A 16,534-nucleotide genomic window follows, 5' to 3' on the forward strand; every position below is an offset into this window, starting at 1 on the left:
AAAAGTTTTGTTTAGAAACTTCGAAACCCGTAAAAACAATTATTTTTACGCAAACAAATTGAAAACATGACTATTTTAATTCTTGGTTCTGGCGGAAGAGAGCACACATTTGCATGGAAAATTGCCCAAAGTCCATTATGCGACAAAATTTTTGTGGCACCTGGAAACTCTGGTACAGCACAAATAGCAACTAATGTTGATATTAAAGTAACCGATTTTATTGCTATAAAAGCTCTAGTTCTTGAGTATAAAATTAACATGGTTGTTGTAGGTCCAGAAGACCCATTGGTGCAGGGTATACATGATTTCTTTTTAGAGGATGAGCAATTAAAACATGTGGCTGTTATTGGCCCTCAAAAAGCAGCAGCAGAGTTAGAAGGCAGTAAAGAATTTGCTAAAGAATTTTTATTTAGACACAATATTCCAACTGCTGCATACCAGAGTTTTAATGCCAATAATGTAGAAGAGGGTTATCAGTTTTTAGAAACTTTAAGTCCGCCGTATGTGTTAAAAGCCGATGGTTTAGCTGGAGGAAAAGGTGTTTTAATCCTTAATGATCTAGACGAAGCAAAAATAGAACTTAAAAACATGTTAGTTGATGCTAAATTTGGAGTCGCAAGTTCTAAGGTGGTTATCGAAGAATTTTTAGACGGGATTGAATTAAGTTGTTTTGTATTAACAGACGGTAAAAATTATAAAATTTTACCCACTGCAAAAGACTATAAGCGAATTGGTGAAGGCGATACAGGTTTAAATACTGGTGGTATGGGAGCGGTTTCTCCAGTGCCTTTTGCTACAGATGCCTTTTTGAATAAAATTGAAGAACAAGTTGTTAAGCCTACAATTAAAGGTTTAGCGAAAGATAATTTGCCATACAAAGGGTTTGTGTTTATTGGTTTAATTAAAGTTGGTGATGATCCAAAAGTAATTGAGTACAATGTGAGAATGGGAGATCCAGAAACAGAGGTGGTTTTACCGAGACTTAAAACCGATTTGGTAGAAGTTTTTAAGGCAATTTCAGAAGAGCGTCTAAATGAAATAGATATTGAAATAGATGACAGAGCGGCTACAACCGTAATGCTAGTATCAGGAGGTTATCCTGAAACTTATGAGAAAGGGAAAGAGATTACAGGCCTAGAGAATGTAGAAGACTCAATTGTGTTTCATGCTGGAGCGATCTTAAAAGATAATAGAATAGTGACATCGGGAGGACGTGTTATGGCAATTACATCTTATGGTAATACCTATGAAGAAGCCATAAAAAAATCTTATCAAAATATAGATAAGCTATATTTTGATAAGATGAATTATCGAAAAGATATTGGTTTCGATTTATAAACTAAGAACTTATTTTAATTTTTTTGTTTTAAGCGAGAATTAGAGATTTTATGCTAGTTTGAAATCATTTTTCAATTGCATAGCATCGTTACGGAAGTCAAAAATGGCAAAAACATGGTTCAAAAGGGCACTTTTTTTACGAATTGAAAATGTTTAAATGAATTCTATAGGTAAGAATGTGAAGTAACACTCTTATCTTCCTCTTTATTTTTACTATGTTCTTTTAATTGCAACATCCAGTATACGAATGCAACCATTGCAATGGCAACAAAGACCCAGGATAAAACGTTAGCCGACCACCAATTATCTAGTTCTAAAACTGCTAAAGCATCAAATGGGGCAAACAACACATTTACAAATAAGTCTTCAATAGCTAAAAAAAAGTCTTTCATTACAGTATATTTTTTAGAAACTCTTACCGAGCGTCGTGTATAATCATATATTTACAATGCAAAATTACGTATTTTTTTCATTTTAAACTATTGCAATGATTTCAAATTTTTTTAGTAAATCAAAACCTATACACTACATCGTCGCAAGTGTCATCTTATTATTGATTTTTGTTTTGTCTAGATTAAACGTATTCTCAGAGAACTCAAACGTTATTGTTTTTGCAGAGCAAATAGGCTTATTGTTAATCACGTTACTTTCGGTTTTTGTGTTTGATTTTTTAGTTACTCGCAATGGTTTAACTAAAAAAAACAGCTATAGTATTATTCTTTTTGTAGTGTTCTTTGCAATCCTACCGCAAACCCTACTAAATACACGACTCTTATTTGCTAACTTATTTATTCTATTGGCTTTAAGACGTCTTGTGAGTCTAAGATCTCAAAAAGAGATTAAAAAAAAGTTGTTTGATGCTTCGATTTGGATTGCTGTGGCCACACTTTTCTATTTTTGGTCTTCAGTATTTTTTATAATGATTATTTCCGCCCTGTTGTTATATGTTATAACAGATGTGAAAAACTATTTGATTCCTTTTGTCGGTGTGGCAACAGTTGCAGTGATTGTCGTGTCGTATTTAGTCGTATTTGATAAGGATATTATAGATTATACGGTAGGAATCTTTGATTTTAGTTTAGATTTTAGCGCATTAAATACTAAACGTCTTATTGTCGGTTCGACGTTATTATTTTCTGTTGGTTTATGGTCTTTATTTTACTATATCAAAAATATAAATTCGCAAATGAAGAATAATAAACCCTCTTTTAAGTTGATCATATTATCTCTTATTTTAGGACTATTCATCGTTGCCGTTGCTCCTTCTAAAAACGGAAGTGAGTTCATATTTCTATTCGCTCCTCTAGCTATTATAATAACGAATTATGTAGAAGTAATTCCCGAAAAATGGTTTAAAGAGACCTTACTTTGGGTTATGATTTTAACACCAATAGTGTTGTTAATGTTGTAGTTTTTTACCGAAAGCTAAATCACCTGCATCACCTAATCCAGGTACTATATAACCTTTATTACTTAATGTTTCATCTATAGCAGCAATCCATAGGTGTGTATCTTTTCCGAAGTGATTATTAACATAATCAACTCCATCTTGAGCTCCAATAACACTTACTAAATGAATGTTTTTTGGTGTTCCAAAGGGTTTTAATGCCTCAAATGTAGCGACCATTGATTGTCCAGTTGCTAGCATAGGGTCTGCAAGAATAAGTGTCTTCCCTTCCAAACTAGGACAAGCTAAATACTCTACGATGATCTCAAAGGTTTCAGGATTTTCTTTATGATGTCTGTAGGCAGATATAAACGCATTTTCGGCTTCATCAAAATAGTTTAGTAGCCCATTGTGAAGCGGTACACCAGCTCTTAAAATAGAACATAGTACAATGTCATCATTAAAGAGTTTTGTATCACTTGTTCCTAAAGGGGTTGTAATTGTTTTTGGAGCAAAATCTAGAGTTTTGCTCATTTCATAGCATAAAATCTCCCCTATGCGTTCAATATTTCGTCTAAAGCGCATGCGATCTTTTTGAATGTTGACATCTCTAATTTCGGAAATAAATGAATTTAATATAGAATCTTCTTGAGATAGATTGTGAATATGCATAGTTGGGTGTTCATTTTTATGAATGCTAAAGTTAATAAATACCCATATATTTGTGGTCTAAAATTTTACATTATGTTTTCAACAAAGGCCAATAAGATATTTCAAGACGTTATTGAAAAATATCATGTTATTAATACAGTGGACCAATCTTTCGTAAATAGTTATCATAAAGATGCAAATCTATTAGAACATTTACTCTATAGAAAAAGTTGGATTGATACAGTGCAATGGCACTACGAAGATATTATTCGTGATCCTCAAATAGATCCTGTTGCTGCTTTAAAATTGAAACGTCAAATTGATGCATCTAACCAGGATAGAACAGATATGGTGGAGTATATTGACGGTTATTTTCTTGAAAAATATGGTGATGCGTCACCAAAAGCACAAGCGACTATAAATACCGAAAGTCCGGCTTGGGGAGTTGATAGGTTATCGATCTTAGCGCTTAAAATATTTCACATGAATGAGGAGGCAACTCGTGCAGATGCATCTAGTGAGCATAAAGCGGCATGTCAAACTAAATTAAATATTCTACTAGAGCAACGCGTTGATTTGTCAACTGCAATTGATACTCTTTTAGAGGATATAAGCAAAGGTGATAAGTACATGAAAGTGTATAAGCAGATGAAAATGTATAATGATGATGAACTTAACCCTGTGTTGCGTTCACAAAAATAATTTCATATCAGCTATAGCCTGAAATACGGTCTTTATATAAGATTGTAAATAGGCTTCAAATGGCTATTTCTTATGCCAAAACTAAAACATATTCTAGTAATTCGTCTCTCAGCAATGGGTGACGTGGCGATGACTGTTCCTGTTTTACGAGCATTTTCAAATCAATATCCCGAAGTAAAACTTACCGTTTTAACGAAACCACTCTTTAAACCTTTTTTTAAAAGCATTCCTAATATTGAAGTTATTGCTGCAGATATAAAAGGCAAACATAAAGGGATTTTTGGGCTTTATAAATTATCTAAAGAGCTTAAATCACGAGATGTAAATGCTGTAGCAGATTTGCATAATGTTCTAAGAAGTAAGGTTTTGAAACTTTTTATCTTCGGAAAACCCGTCGTACAAATAGATAAAGGTCGTCAAGAAAAAAAGGCTTTGGTTGGCGGACAAACTTTCGAGCAACTAAAAACGACACATCAGCGTTATGCTGATGTTTTTAAAACTTTAGGGTTTCCATTGGACTTGAGTCAACCCATATTTCCGAAGAAAGAAAACTTAAAAGAGGCATTTATAAAAATTATTGGTAAAGACTCAAAACCTTGGGTTGGGATTGCTCCTTTTGCAGCTTTTGAAGGAAAAATGTATCCATTGGATTTAATGATTACCGTTATAGAAGCACTTTCAAAAGAGCATAAAGTGTTATTGTTTGGCGCAAGTAATGAAGAGAAAAAGGTGTTAGAGGATATTGCAAATCAATTTGATAATGTCATTAACCTCGCAGGTCAGTTTTCTTTAAATGAAGAATTAGATATGATGTCTAACTTAGATATTATGCTTGCAATGGATTCTGGTAATGCACACATGGCTGCGATGTTAGGTGTCAAAGTGATTACTATTTGGGGAGTGACTCATCCTTATGCAGGATTTTTACCATTTAATCACACTATAGATTCTGCAATTCTATCAGATAGAAAGCAATATCCAAAAATCCCAACCTCAATTTATGGCAATAAACTCCCAGAAGGTTACGAAAAAGCCTTGCGTTCTATCGTTCCAGAGCAGATAATCTCTAAAATTAAAACCGCTCTAAAATAAAAAAGCCTCGTTCTAGAAGAACGAGGCAAGATTTCGAATTTTAGATAATCCCTACGATTAAACTCTAATCTGTGGTGAAAATATTTTGATTAAAATTAGCTATCAAGAATACGTAGTAATATCTTTTGTTTTTTAGATAAAGTGTTTGTTTTATACGGTTAAATTCACATAAGTTAGATGATATGTAAATTATACGTCATCGTAGTCAATCACAATAGTAGGTGTTGTGGGTTGTGCTTGGCATGTTAAAATCAAACCTTCTGCTAATTCGCCATCTGTTAAAATATTATTTTTCCGCATCGTTGCTTTACCTTCTATAATTTTAGCAATACAACTGCTACAAATTCCACCTTGACAAGAATAAGGAGCATCTATATCTTCATCTAAAGCAGCTTCTAGGATAGTTTGTTTTTGAGACATTTCGAAAGTGAAAGTTTCATCATCTACAAGGATACTTATTTTGGTTGTGCCACTCGCAATTGTTCCATCAGTAGTATCAGGTTTTGCCGCTTTAAAAAGCTCAAAATGAATACGGTCTTCACTTGTGCCATGCTCGGTCAAAACATCTTTAACCGTATGGATCATTGCTTCAGGGCCACATAGATAATAAGCATCAACTTCAATATGCTTGTACTTGTTTTTTACGACATAATTGACTGTGCTTTTCTCAATGCGACCAAATATAGAGTTATCTTCATCTGCTTGACTAAATACAAATTGTATAGAAAAACGAGAACTATATTGATGTTGTAATTCTAGTAATTGGTTTAAAAACATGGTGTCTTTAGTCGTTTTATTGCCGTAAACCAAAATAATTTCACTCTGTACTTCCTCTTCTAAAGCACATTTAATAATGCTTAATATCGGTGTAATACCACTTCCAGCAGCAAACAACGCCACATTTTTAGTTTTAGAGTCATTAGGCTCAAACAAAAAACGACCATTTGGAGGGGCGACTTCTAATACATCGCCAATACTTAATTGGCTATTTGCGTATGATGAAAAAGTCCCATCCTCAACTTCTTTTATTGCAATTTTTAGTTCACCACTTTTTGGGGATGAGCATAAAGAGTAGTCACGCCTTACTTCTGACCCATTAACGTCGGTTTTTAAAGTGATATACTGCCCTGCTTTAAATTGAAATGTATCTTTTAATTCCTGCGGAACATCAAAACATATAGTAACTGCTTTTTCCGTTTCTTTCGTGATGTCTTGGATGGAGAGTTTATGAAATTGTGACATAGTTTATTTTTTTATGTAAAAATAACGAAGCTAAAAGACTTAGTCATTTATTTATCGATAAAAATAACACATCACAGTTGTATGCATAAGATTATTATGTATATTTGGTTTATGGCAAATTCAAAATTATACAAAGGGAGTTTAGTGACTATTATCTTAAAACTTCTAAACGAAAGCAATAAGATGTATGGTTATGAAATCACCCAAAAAGTCAAGGAATTAACGAGAGGTGAATTAAAAATCACCGAAGGTGCTTTATATCCAGCACTTCATAAATTAGAAGCAGAGGGTTTATTGGAGGTTGAGGTTAAAAAGGTTGATAACAGACTTAGAAAATATTACAAGCTTACTGAAAAAGGCAACAAAGAAACCGTGAGCAAATTGCAAGAGTTGCAAGAATATATTAAAACCATGCAGGTTTTGGTGAATCCTAAATTGAGCTTGGAGTAATGGTTAGATTAGAGAGAGAAGACATAGGGTTTATTGAAAATTATTTAGAAAACTCAGATATTTTTTATGCAGATATTCGTTTGGAAATGACAGATCATGTAGCTTCGGAAATTGAACAACTCATGAGCTCAGAAAACACAGAATTCTATGAGACTTTTAAATCTTACATGGTAAATAATAAAACTGTGTTATTAGAAAATAATAAACAATTTATAAGAGCAGCAGATACATCTATTTTAAAACGATTATATTTTGAATTAATCAAACGCCCTACTTTACTTGTCTTTTGTGCACTATTATTTATGAGTTATAAATGGTTGTTGACCATTGATGTTGAGAACTTGAAAGACTATATGGTAATGATTCCTATAATATCGATTACACCATTTTTAATAGTATATGTTTGTTCACTGAAAATATTTAAAATACCTCGATTTTCTGGAGTTGAACGTTTGGGGCTTTTGTATTTAATGAGTTTTCAAGTATTTAATTTATTATCTTTATTTACAAGGATTTATGTCAAAAGTGAGCATAACTTTTATATTGTAGCGCTACTAATAGCAATCATAGTAACATTCAGTTTGCTAATCATAAAAATCACTTTTAAAATTATTAACCAGTATCGTAATGATTATAAATTCATGAAATCTTTGTAATGAAAATATCCCAAGATGAAATACAAGACCTCTATGCTTTTACAAGACAACATTTTGTAGAACACTATGATTTACAAACTGAACTTGTAGATCATTTAGCCAACGATATTGAATCCATTTGGATCAAACAACCCAAGTTATATTATAGAGAGGCTCGTGATAAAGCATTTAAAAAGTTTGGGGTTTTTGGTTTTATGGATGTGCTTGAAAAACGTCATAAGGCGATGAATAAAAAATACATCAAATATTTATGGCTCGAATTTAAAAAGTGGTTTGCATTACCGAAGTTATTAATAACACTAACTGTTTTTATCGCCTTTTATACCGCTTTCTCAACAAATATGGCATCTTACGTTTTAGTGTTGTCTTATGGATTAATAGCAATTTGGTGTATTTTTAAAAGCATACAACTAAACAGGCAATTTAGACGTAGAAAAGAGAAATCTCAAAAGAAATGGATGTTGGAAGAAATTATTTTTAAACAGGCAGGTGGTTCTGCTTTGATACTCATTTCTCAATTACCAACTTGGTTTAGAATTTCTGGAGATTATTTCGATTCCTATGGCTTTATAATTCTCATATCAATTTTTTCAACTTTATTTGTACTTTGGATGTACGTAAGTTTTGAGCTACTTCCCAATAAAGCCGAAGACCTTCTCAATGAAACCTATCCAGAATTTAGTTTGTAACAAATCAAGATTATCAACTACTAATATTTTAGAACAGAAAATCAACAAACATAAACCATGAAAAAATTATTATTTGCCATCGCTTTTATCTGCACACTATCCATTCAAGCACAAGACAATTCTGAATTTAAAACACAAACTATAGAATTCCTTAAACTTACAGGTACGGGAGATGCATTTAATAATGCTATTGCTCAAATTGGAGCGATGGTTCCTGAAGAAAAAAAAGAGGCCTATACTAAGGAAGCCAGCAGAACGCTAGATGATGTATACAGTAAAATAGCAGAGGTTTATATGGAAGAGTTTACTGAAGAAGATATTGCTGAATTAGTCTTATTTTATAAATCTGACTTAGGCAAAAAACTATCTTCAAAACAAACTCAATTAACACAGTCTGGAATGATGATTGGTCAAACTTGGGGAATGGAGTTATCACAAATTGCTGGTAAATATGCTAATTAGTAAAATGTAATCAACCAAAAATTATGATCAAACGTTTTTTAAGTTTAGAGTGGAAACAATTTAGAAGAGCCTCTTATTTTCAAAAAGGAATTGCCATAAAAATTTTACTTTTTCTGGCGGTTTTATATTTTGGGGGAATAGCAATTTTTGTTGGAGGCGCAATGTTCTTTGGGCTTAAAAAAATATTCCCAGAGATAGATCCAATAGTTATGGTTAATAATTTTTTAATCTATTGGATATTATTTGAGTTAATGATTCGGTATTTTATGCAGCAACTGCCTGTAATGAACATTAAGCCATTAATGATTATTCCTATAAAAAGAAATACGGTTATTCATTATCTATTGGGAAAAACAATGCTTTCGTTTTTCAATTTTATTTCACCTTTATTCCTACTTCCTTTTTCGATTGTTTTATTATTTCAAGGCTACCCAGTAGCTAATGTAATCTTATGGTTTTTCGCTTTAATGTCTATTACCATGTCTATTAACTTTCTAAATTTTTTAATCAATAAAAGCAATACGGTTTTTTATGGTATTGCAGTTATGGTGATCGTAATTGTAGCATTAAAGTATTTTAACCTTTTTGATGTAACAGAACCGGTTGGTAAAATCTTTAATGGTTTATATAATCAGCCTTATTTAGCAATTATCCCATTGTTAATAGTGGTAGGCTTATATAAAGCAAATTTTAATTTTATCAGAAAAGGGTTTTATTTAGATGGCGCAGTATCTAAGAAAATAAAAGAAGTTAATGCAACTGATTTATCATGGATGGATCGTTTTGGAAGCGTTGCTCCTTTTTTGAAAAATGATATAAAAATGATTACAAGAAATGCAAGACCAAAACAAGTGGTGCTCATGTCATTTTTCTTCTTGTTTTATGGTTTATTCTTTTTTACTCAAAAAGTGTATATTGAAGAGATGCCTTATCTATTAGGTTTCGCTTCAATATTTATTACTGGTGGTTTTCTTTTAAGCTTTGGTCAATTGGTGCCTTCTTGGGATAGTGAATATTATAAACTTTTAATGAGTCAAAATATTCCGTACAGACAATATTTAGAATCTAAATGGTATTTAATGGTTTTTGCAGTAATTGTTGCCTTTATATTAAGTACACCATACTTATATTTTGGTATGGATATTTATTTAATAATAGCAGCTGGCGCATTATTTAATATTGGTCTAAACACATTTATCACCTTATTTGGAGGAGCCTTAAATAGGGTCCCAATAGAATTAGATACAAAAGCTAAAGCCTTTAGCAATACCAATGGTTTTAACCCAACGCAACTGCTTATAGCATTGCCAAAACTGATATTACCAATAATCATCTTTTTTATACCTTATCATTTTATCAGTTTTAATGCAGGACTCATAGCGTTAGCATTATCTGGAGTTATTGGAATGGTGTTTAAAAACTTTTTTTTAAATAAAATAGAGCAAGTATACCAAAAAGGAAAATACAAGACCATTGCAGCATTTAGCGAAAAAAAATAATTAGAATTTAAAACACACAATACGAATGATAATAACATCAAACCTATCAAAAAAATATAATGGCGTTTCCGTATTACATATCCAAAACCTTGAGATTCCAAAAGGTCAAAGTTTCGGATTAGTAGGTAACAATGGCGCAGGAAAAACAACATATTTTAGTTTGTTGCTTGACTTAATTCAGCCAACTACAGGTTACATTAAAAACAATAACGTGCTGGTTCATGAAAGTGAAGATTGGAAACCATTTACCTCGTCTTTTATTGATGAAAGTTTTCTAATTGGTTATTTAACGTCTGAAGAATATTTTTACTTTATCGGTGAGCTTCGTGGGCAAAACAAAGCAGATGTAGACGCATTAGTATCTCAGTTTGAAGACTTTTTTCACGGTGAAATCCTGGGTCAAAAAAAGTACTTACGTGATTTGAGTAAAGGAAACCAGAAAAAAGCAGGAATCGTTGCAGCATTAATAGGAAATCCAGAAGTTATAATTCTTGATGAACCCTTCGCTAATTTAGACCCTACAACCCAAATTAGGTTAAAAGGGATTATTAAGGATCTTGCCGAAAAACAAGGGGTTACGGTTTTGGTATCTAGTCATGATTTAATGCATGTCACAGATGTTTGTGAACGTATTGTTGTATTAGAGAAAGGTGAAGTCATAAAAGACTTGGCAACTAATGCTGCTACTCTTAAAGAATTGGAGGCGCATTTTGCTGGTAGTGAAATGGTGTAAGATCTTTTCTCCCTCTCGCAAAAATTCACTCGCAAAGGCGCAAAGCCACTCAAATGAATAGTAAGTTGAAAATCTTGATGTTTTTATCTTAAAACAAATAGTAATTACGTTTTTAAAAGAGTAATCATATAACGTTTTGCACATCATCGAGAAATCTGCGCATCAGCACTAATCCACAAACAGCTTCCAACCGGCTGAGTCTTGAGCTGCTGCGCCTTTACGAAAACGCCTCTCAACCAAGTAATTCCCTCCGACTTATCATTAAATAACTCTCCGCCAAACACCACAATACATCGATAAATCACCCATTTTTCAATGATAATTCAAAAAGATGCTTATTTTTACAGCGCTACATAATATATATGAGCGATTTTAGTTATAGTATTTATAAAAAACGACACCTTTTGAATACATTTTTTAAAGTCTTATTATCAGTCTTTTGCGTAACAATGCTTATCACAAGTTGTTCACGTAAAAAAGATAAATTTATAAATCGAAATTTTCATGCTTTAGGCACCAAATACAACGTCTTGTATAACGGTAATATCGCATTAGAAAAAGGTCGAGAAACTGTTGATAATGCTGCAACAGATAACTATTGGCAACTACTTCCAATAGAGCGTATGCAGGTCACAGAAGAAATCATATTACCTGGTCAATCTAAAAATCAAGATTTTGAACGTGCTGAAGAAAAAGCAATTAAGGCAGTTCAAAAACATGGGATGAACATCAAAGGTAAAGAGTATAATCCGCAAATAGACGAATCTTATTTACTCCTAGGTCAGGCACGTTATTTTGATCAACGTTTTGTGCCAGCTTTAGAAGCTTTCAACTACATCTTATACAAATATCCAGCTAGTGATAAAATTAATACAGCAAAAGTTTGGAGAGAAAAAGCAAACATTAGATTAGATAATAATAAGCTTGCTATTAAAAATCTAAAAAGACTTCTTGAGCAAGAAGAGCTAGAAGATCAAGATTTAGCAGATGCGACATCTATTTTGGCGCAAGGATACATTAATGTAAAATCTAAAGATAGTGCTCTAACTCAATTGGCAATTGCAGCCGATTTCACAAAGAAGAACAAAGAAAAAGCACGTTTTAATTACATTATTGGTCAGCTATATAACGAATTCGGAATAAAAGATAGCGCTAACTTAGCGTTTGATAAAGTTATTGATATGCACCGCAAAATCCCGAGGCCTTATTATATTAATGCACACCTAGCCAAATCAAATAACTTTGATATCGAAAACGGGAATCAAATCGAGTTTCTTGAATATTTGACAGATTTAGAAGAAGACCGAGAAAATCGCCCGTATTTAGATAAGATTTTTTACCGTATTGCAGAGTTTCATAGAACCAATGAAAGAGATTCTATGGCAATCGCATATTATAATAAATCGCTTCGTACCAATCTAGGTGACAAAGAGTTAAAGTCTAGAGATTATGCCACCTTAGGTGATATGAGCTTTGATATTGCAGAGTATAAGGTTGCGGGAGCATACTACGATAGCACAATGATGAATATGAAGCTTAACTCTAAGCCATATCGTGTTGTTCAACGGAAACGTGAGAATCTTGAAGATGTCATCTATTATGAAGATATCGCTCAATCAAATGACAGTATTTTGAGATTGGTAAATCTTTCTGAAATAGATAGGCTTACTTATTTTACAGCATACACTGAAGAATTAAAAGTTTTAGCAGAAGCTGAAAGAGAAAAAGCTGAAGCTGAAGAGCGTCGAAATGCATCTGGCTCGGGTCTAAAAACTAAAGAGAACAATGCGCAACTTGGTAGTAAAGCGGGAGGGAAATCAATGACAAACTCAACTAATACTCGAGGAGGTAAAGAGAGCAATTTTTACTTTTATAATCCTACAACAGTTGCCTACGGTAAAAGTGAATTCGCAAAAGTTTGGGGCGATAGAGAATTAAAAGATAATTGGAGACTATCTGATTCTAAAGGCAACGGATTTAATAGTATAGAAACAATTGATGTTGCTGCGAATGCGTCAGATGAGGAACGTTTTGACCCTGAGTTTTACATATCAAAAATCCCTACAGACCAAAAGTTAATTGATAGTTTAGCTAAAGAAAGAAACTATGCCTATTATCAATTAGGGACTATTTATAAAGAAAAGTTTAAAGAGTATACATTAGCTAAAGTCAAGCTGGAGGAACTATTACAAAATAATCCTGAAGACCGTTTGATATTACCTTCTAAATACAATTTGTATAAAATATATATAGAATTAGGATTGAGCAGTAAAGCCTCTGCAATGAAAGAGGACATAGTAAGTACATATCCAGACTCGAGATATGCAAAAATATTACTCAACCCAAAATCAGAATTTGCCAAAGACGAAAATAGCCCAGAGAGTTTGTATAATAATTTATATAAACTGTTTGGTGAGCAGCAATATGCCGAGGTAGTTCAAAAAGCAGAGCAATATATAAGTCAATTTCAAGGAGACCCTTTGGTGCCTAAATTTGAGATTTTAAAAGCGTCTGCTAATGGCAGATTAGTAGGCTTTGAGGCTTATAAAAAAGGCGTAAATTATATTGCATTGACCTATCCAAATTCCGAAGAAGGAAAAAAAGCAAAAGAGATTTTAGAAACCGTCATTCCTATAATGGCTAAAAAAGAATTTATTAGTAACGAAACGGGAAACCATTTCAACGTGATGTATCCTTTTGCGAATTCAGAAAAAAATCAAATAGAAGAATTTGTTAAAAAATTAGATAGCGCAATCTCAAAAGTAAGTTATTTTAAATTATCAACCTCAGTTGATTTTTATGATGCTAATACGACCTTTGTTGTTGTCCACGGACTTAAAAGTGTTCAAGGGTCTACTGGTTTCGCAGAAATATTAAAAGAGAATAAAAAAAATAAAGATAAAATAAATAGACCTTTTTATTCAATTTCCTCACCTAACTACGAAATTGTACAGCGACATAAAAATTTAAACCAATACCTCGAATCTCAATAAATTATACACTTATGTTTTCAGACAAAAAAACAGGACGTATGGCTTCAGACACAACCTCACAACAAAACACAATTGCTAAAGGCACTGTAATTACAGGTGATATTATAAGCGAAGGCGATTTTAGAATCGAAGGCACAATTCAAGGCAATGTCAAAACACCAGGTAAGGTGGTTATTGGCAAAACAGGAATCATCAATGGAACTTTAAAAAGTGCAAATGCAGATATTGAAGGCAAGTTTACCGGCAAGTTAATGCTGTCTGATACACTATCTTTAAAATCATCTGCACATGTAGAAGGTGAAGTTATGGTTGGTAAATTGGCTGTAGAGCCTGGTGCTGATTTTAATGCAACATGCTCTATGAAAGGCGCTTTAAAAGACATTAATAATGGCAACCCAACAGCGCAACAACAAACGCAAAAACCAGAAAAAGGGCAAATCACCCAGTAAGTATTTAAGATTTACATCTGCAGCTTTCCAAATGGGAGCAACAATTTGGCTGGGTAATCTCCTCGGAAATTGGCTAGACTCAAAATTTGATAAAGACTTTTGGGAATCTACAGTAACACTACTTTCGGTATTTATGGCTATGTATATCGTCATTGCTCAAGTGATCAAAGTCTCTAAAGAAGATGATTAAGAAATTCCTAATTTTTGTAGTGGCATTCGCTGTTTTATTTGCCGTTGTATATGGTTTTCAAGAGGTATTCATAAATCAATCATCTCAAGAGATTAGGTTTAGTGTGTTTGATACTAACGTGTTTTTTGGGGTAACGTCTTTGATTATTTGCATTCATTTTGAAATTTTTTCGAGCATAAAAAAGTTACAGTCACAACTAGGCTTTATATACTTACCAACACTGTTTATAAAAGGAATTCTGTTTTTTATAATCTTCAAATCTTCAATTTTTAATTCTGAAACGTTGACCATCACAGAGCGGTTACATCTTTTAATTCCATTGCTTCTTTTTTTGGCGTTAGAGGTCTTTTTTATTACGCGAATTTTAAAGGAGAAGCAAGCAAATTAGAGGGATTGTTTTAAACCTGATTACTCGTGAGATTTTAAGATAAAAAAACATATTGTTATTTTAATAATTTCCGTACTTTTGCACCGAATTTAGAAAGAGTAGTTTTTTGATTTTATAACAATGAAGATATTTCAACAGCATTTTAAAAGTTTAGTAATTGTATGTGTACTGTTCTTCTCAACAGCGTCATTTGCAAATAGTTCTTCTGAAGGTGAAGGTCAAATCGATACTAAGAAAGAAGTCGAAGATTACATTTTACACCACATCCAAGATTCTCACGATTTCTCCTTGTTTTCTTACACAAGTGAAGAAGGTGAACGTAAGCATGTTGGTTTTCCGTTACCTGTCATTTTATGGACAAGCAATGGGTTAACATCGTTTATGTCCTCTGAATTTCATCATAATGATGATGGACATGTAGTCGTTGAAAAAAACGGACTAAAGTTCGCTAAAATCCACTCGAAAATTTATGAACTAGATGCAACGGCGTCTGTAATAAGTTTTGATGAAGAACAACATGCAAAAAATGCTCATAAAGTATTAGATTTTTCAATCACTAAGAGTGTTGTTGGAGTTTTGTTGATAGGGCTATTAATGTTCTTCTGGTTCTCACGTTTAGCAAGACAGTATAAAAAGAAAGCAATTCCAACAGGATTTAGTCGGGTTCTTGAACCTCTTGTATTATATGTAAGAGATGAAATTGCAAGACCAAACATTGGCGATAAACATTATAGAAAATTTACTGGGTATTTATTAACGGTGTTCTTTTTTATCTGGATCTTAAATTTATTGGGTTTAACACCTTTTGGATTTAATGTAACAGGACAATTGGCGGTTACAGCGTGTTTAGCAATCTTTACATTAGTTATTTATACAGCAAGTGGTAATAAAGATTATTGGATGCATATGTTATGGATGCCAGATGCGCCTTGGTGGATTCGCCCAGTTTTAGCTATTATAGAACTAGCGGGAGCTTTTATCATTAAGCCATTTTCATTATTAGTACGTTTGTTTGCAAACATTTCGGCAGGACATATTGTGGTAATGAGTTTAATTGCAATTATGTTCACCCTAAAACAGTCTCTAGGAGTTGTGGGTGCTACGGCGTTGTCATTTGTGTTATCCTTTTTTATAACATTAATCGAAGTGTTAGTCGCGTTCTTACAAGCATATATCTTTACAATGCTATCAGCATTATTTATTGGTATGGCAGTAGCAGAGCACGGACATGATCATGCTCATGATGAGAAAGGTCACGAAATTCCTGATGCAGAAGATGTGAGAGGAGATTTCATTTAACAAGAGTTTTTTTTAATTTAACTATAAATATTTTTACTATGTACAATTTAATTGGAGCAGGATTAATCGTAATCGGAGCAGGAATTGGTCTTGGACAAATTGGTGGAAAAGCAATGGAAGGTATTGCGCGTCAACCAGAAGCAACAGGAAAAATCCAAACAGCGATGATTATCATTGCAGCACTTTTAGAAGGTTTAGCATTTGGAGCTTTATTCTTAGGGAAATAAGAACCAGATCAACTTACAAAACTCTATCCTGTAACGGTTGGTTGCAGGATAGGTTTTAATTAAAAAAAAAGACAAGAATATTAAGTA

Annotated in this window: 19 protein-coding genes; 16 read left to right on the top strand and 3 right to left on the bottom strand. The window is 32.9% G+C overall.

Annotated features, from left to right (window positions below; genetic code table 11):
* Nucleotides 1-66: 66 nt before the first annotated feature.
* Nucleotides 67-1,338: a phosphoribosylamine--glycine ligase gene (gene purD / locus H593_RS0100495; protein ID WP_028870604.1), complete on the top strand. Its 1,272-nt coding sequence runs from the start codon at nt 67-69 to the stop codon at nt 1,336-1,338.
* Between the two features lie 164 nt (nt 1,339-1,502).
* Here purD and H593_RS0100500 read toward each other — a convergent pair whose 3' ends face one another.
* Nucleotides 1,503-1,730: a DUF6341 family protein gene (locus H593_RS0100500; protein WP_028870605.1), complete on the bottom strand. Its 228-nt coding sequence runs from the start codon at nt 1,728-1,730 to the stop codon at nt 1,503-1,505.
* A 95-nt stretch (nt 1,731-1,825) separates the two neighbouring features.
* Here H593_RS0100500 and H593_RS0100505 point away from each other — a divergent pair, with 95 nt between their 5' ends.
* Nucleotides 1,826-2,749, top strand: coding sequence for a DUF6427 family protein (locus tag H593_RS0100505; protein ID WP_028870606.1), 924 nt, complete (start codon nt 1,826-1,828; stop codon nt 2,747-2,749).
* On the opposite strand, the gene upp is transcribed toward H593_RS0100505, so the two are convergent.
* Complete coding sequence (gene upp / locus H593_RS0100510; RefSeq protein WP_028870607.1) at nt 2,738-3,397, bottom strand: uracil phosphoribosyltransferase; 660 nt, start codon at nt 3,395-3,397, stop codon at nt 2,738-2,740. The two genes, H593_RS0100505 and upp, sit on opposite strands and share 12 nt — an antisense overlap.
* 72 nt (nt 3,398-3,469) lie before the next feature.
* Here upp and H593_RS0100515 point away from each other — a divergent pair, with 72 nt between their 5' ends.
* Together H593_RS0100515 and H593_RS0100520 are read left to right on the top strand one after the other, a co-directional pair.
* Entirely contained in the window at nt 3,470-4,078 is a 609-nt protein-coding gene (locus H593_RS0100515) for a DUF4254 domain-containing protein (RefSeq protein WP_028870608.1), read from the top strand.
* A gap of 72 nt (nt 4,079-4,150) precedes the next feature.
* Nucleotides 4,151-5,170, top strand: a complete 1,020-nt coding sequence (locus tag H593_RS0100520; RefSeq protein WP_028870609.1) for a glycosyltransferase family 9 protein — start codon at nt 4,151-4,153, stop codon at nt 5,168-5,170.
* A 189-nt stretch (nt 5,171-5,359) separates the two neighbouring features.
* Here the strand turns inward: H593_RS0100520 and H593_RS0100525 are convergent, their stop codons facing one another.
* Complete coding sequence (locus H593_RS0100525) at nt 5,360-6,412, bottom strand: ferredoxin--NADP reductase (RefSeq protein ID WP_028870610.1); 1,053 nt, start codon at nt 6,410-6,412, stop codon at nt 5,360-5,362.
* A gap of 111 nt (nt 6,413-6,523) precedes the next feature.
* Here H593_RS0100525 and H593_RS0100530 point away from each other — a divergent pair, with 111 nt between their 5' ends.
* The 12 genes from H593_RS0100530 to atpE all read left to right on the top strand — a co-directional run bounded on the left by H593_RS0100530 (nt 6,524) and on the right by atpE (nt 16,447).
* Nucleotides 6,524-6,862 carry a PadR family transcriptional regulator gene (locus tag H593_RS0100530; protein ID WP_028870611.1) on the top strand — a complete coding sequence of 113 codons (339 nt, stop codon included), beginning with the start codon at nt 6,524-6,526 and terminating at the stop codon, nt 6,860-6,862.
* Entirely contained in the window at nt 6,862-7,518 is a 657-nt protein-coding gene (locus H593_RS0100535) for a hypothetical protein (RefSeq protein ID WP_028870612.1), read from the top strand. The genes H593_RS0100530 and H593_RS0100535 overlap by 1 nt, the downstream gene beginning before the upstream one ends.
* Entirely contained in the window at nt 7,518-8,207 is a 690-nt protein-coding gene (locus H593_RS0100540) for a hypothetical protein (protein ID WP_028870613.1), read from the top strand. Before H593_RS0100535 ends, H593_RS0100540 begins: the two co-directional genes overlap by 1 nt.
* Nucleotides 8,208-8,264: 57 nt before the next feature.
* Entirely contained in the window at nt 8,265-8,669 is a 405-nt protein-coding gene (locus H593_RS0100545; protein WP_028870614.1) for a DUF2059 domain-containing protein, read from the top strand.
* A 23-nt stretch (nt 8,670-8,692) separates the two neighbouring features.
* The gene (locus tag H593_RS0100550) at nt 8,693-10,168 is read left to right on the top strand and encodes a DUF5687 family protein (RefSeq protein WP_028870615.1); all 1,476 of its coding nucleotides are present in this window, start codon (nt 8,693-8,695) and stop codon (nt 10,166-10,168) included.
* A gap of 25 nt (nt 10,169-10,193) precedes the next feature.
* Entirely contained in the window at nt 10,194-10,901 is a 708-nt protein-coding gene (locus H593_RS0100555) for an ABC transporter ATP-binding protein (RefSeq protein ID WP_028870616.1), read from the top strand.
* A 404-nt stretch (nt 10,902-11,305) separates the two neighbouring features.
* On the top strand, nt 11,306-13,894 hold the full coding sequence (gene porW / locus H593_RS0100560) for a type IX secretion system periplasmic lipoprotein PorW/SprE (RefSeq protein ID WP_028870617.1): 2,589 nt from the start codon (nt 11,306-11,308) through the stop codon (nt 13,892-13,894).
* An 11-nt stretch (nt 13,895-13,905) separates the two neighbouring features.
* Entirely contained in the window at nt 13,906-14,343 is a 438-nt protein-coding gene (locus tag H593_RS0100565) for a bactofilin family protein (RefSeq protein WP_028870618.1), read from the top strand.
* Nucleotides 14,282-14,533 (top strand): AtpZ/AtpI family protein, encoded by a 252-nt coding sequence (locus H593_RS21380; protein WP_028870619.1) that lies wholly within the window; start codon nt 14,282-14,284, stop codon nt 14,531-14,533. The genes H593_RS0100565 and H593_RS21380 overlap by 62 nt, the downstream gene beginning before the upstream one ends.
* Nucleotides 14,526-14,921, top strand: a complete 396-nt coding sequence (locus H593_RS20950; RefSeq protein ID WP_028870620.1) for a DUF6168 family protein — start codon at nt 14,526-14,528, stop codon at nt 14,919-14,921. The genes H593_RS21380 and H593_RS20950 overlap by 8 nt, the downstream gene beginning before the upstream one ends.
* A gap of 120 nt (nt 14,922-15,041) precedes the next feature.
* Nucleotides 15,042-16,220: a F0F1 ATP synthase subunit A gene (atpB, locus tag H593_RS0100580; RefSeq protein WP_028870621.1), complete on the top strand. Its 1,179-nt coding sequence runs from the start codon at nt 15,042-15,044 to the stop codon at nt 16,218-16,220.
* A gap of 38 nt (nt 16,221-16,258) precedes the next feature.
* Complete coding sequence (gene atpE, locus H593_RS0100585; protein WP_013993139.1) at nt 16,259-16,447, top strand: ATP synthase F0 subunit C; 189 nt, start codon at nt 16,259-16,261, stop codon at nt 16,445-16,447.
* Nucleotides 16,448-16,534: the final 87 nt, after the last annotated feature.

Origin of the sequence: Psychroserpens burtonensis DSM 12212 (assembly GCF_000425305.1) — a bacterium.
Lineage (GTDB): Bacteria > Bacteroidota > Bacteroidia > Flavobacteriales > Flavobacteriaceae > Psychroserpens > Psychroserpens burtonensis.

Bases quoted from the DNA above. Each gene is read 5' to 3' on its own strand.
- purD (WP_028870604.1), top strand. From the start codon at position 67: ATGACTATTTTAATTCTTGGTTCTGGCGGAAGAGAGCACACATTTGCA.
- H593_RS0100500 (WP_028870605.1), bottom strand. From the start codon at position 1,730: ATGAAAGACTTTTTTTTAGCTATTGAAGACTTATTTGTAAATGTGTTG.
- H593_RS0100505 (WP_028870606.1), top strand. From the start codon at position 1,826: ATGATTTCAAATTTTTTTAGTAAATCAAAACCTATACACTACATCGTC.
- upp (WP_028870607.1), bottom strand. From the start codon at position 3,397: ATGCATATTCACAATCTATCTCAAGAAGATTCTATATTAAATTCATTT.
- H593_RS0100515 (WP_028870608.1), top strand. From the start codon at position 3,470: ATGTTTTCAACAAAGGCCAATAAGATATTTCAAGACGTTATTGAAAAA.
- H593_RS0100520 (WP_028870609.1), top strand. From the start codon at position 4,151: ATGCCAAAACTAAAACATATTCTAGTAATTCGTCTCTCAGCAATGGGT.
- H593_RS0100525 (WP_028870610.1), bottom strand. From the start codon at position 6,412: ATGTCACAATTTCATAAACTCTCCATCCAAGACATCACGAAAGAAACG.
- H593_RS0100530 (WP_028870611.1), top strand. From the start codon at position 6,524: ATGGCAAATTCAAAATTATACAAAGGGAGTTTAGTGACTATTATCTTA.
- H593_RS0100535 (WP_028870612.1), top strand. From the start codon at position 6,862: ATGGTTAGATTAGAGAGAGAAGACATAGGGTTTATTGAAAATTATTTA.
- H593_RS0100540 (WP_028870613.1), top strand. From the start codon at position 7,518: ATGAAAATATCCCAAGATGAAATACAAGACCTCTATGCTTTTACAAGA.
- H593_RS0100545 (WP_028870614.1), top strand. From the start codon at position 8,265: ATGAAAAAATTATTATTTGCCATCGCTTTTATCTGCACACTATCCATT.
- H593_RS0100550 (WP_028870615.1), top strand. From the start codon at position 8,693: ATGATCAAACGTTTTTTAAGTTTAGAGTGGAAACAATTTAGAAGAGCC.
- H593_RS0100555 (WP_028870616.1), top strand. From the start codon at position 10,194: ATGATAATAACATCAAACCTATCAAAAAAATATAATGGCGTTTCCGTA.
- H593_RS0100565 (WP_028870618.1), top strand. From the start codon at position 13,906: ATGTTTTCAGACAAAAAAACAGGACGTATGGCTTCAGACACAACCTCA.
- H593_RS21380 (WP_028870619.1), top strand. From the start codon at position 14,282: ATGGCAACCCAACAGCGCAACAACAAACGCAAAAACCAGAAAAAGGGC.
- H593_RS20950 (WP_028870620.1), top strand. From the start codon at position 14,526: ATGATTAAGAAATTCCTAATTTTTGTAGTGGCATTCGCTGTTTTATTT.
- atpB (WP_028870621.1), top strand. From the start codon at position 15,042: ATGAAGATATTTCAACAGCATTTTAAAAGTTTAGTAATTGTATGTGTA.
- atpE (WP_013993139.1), top strand. From the start codon at position 16,259: ATGTACAATTTAATTGGAGCAGGATTAATCGTAATCGGAGCAGGAATT.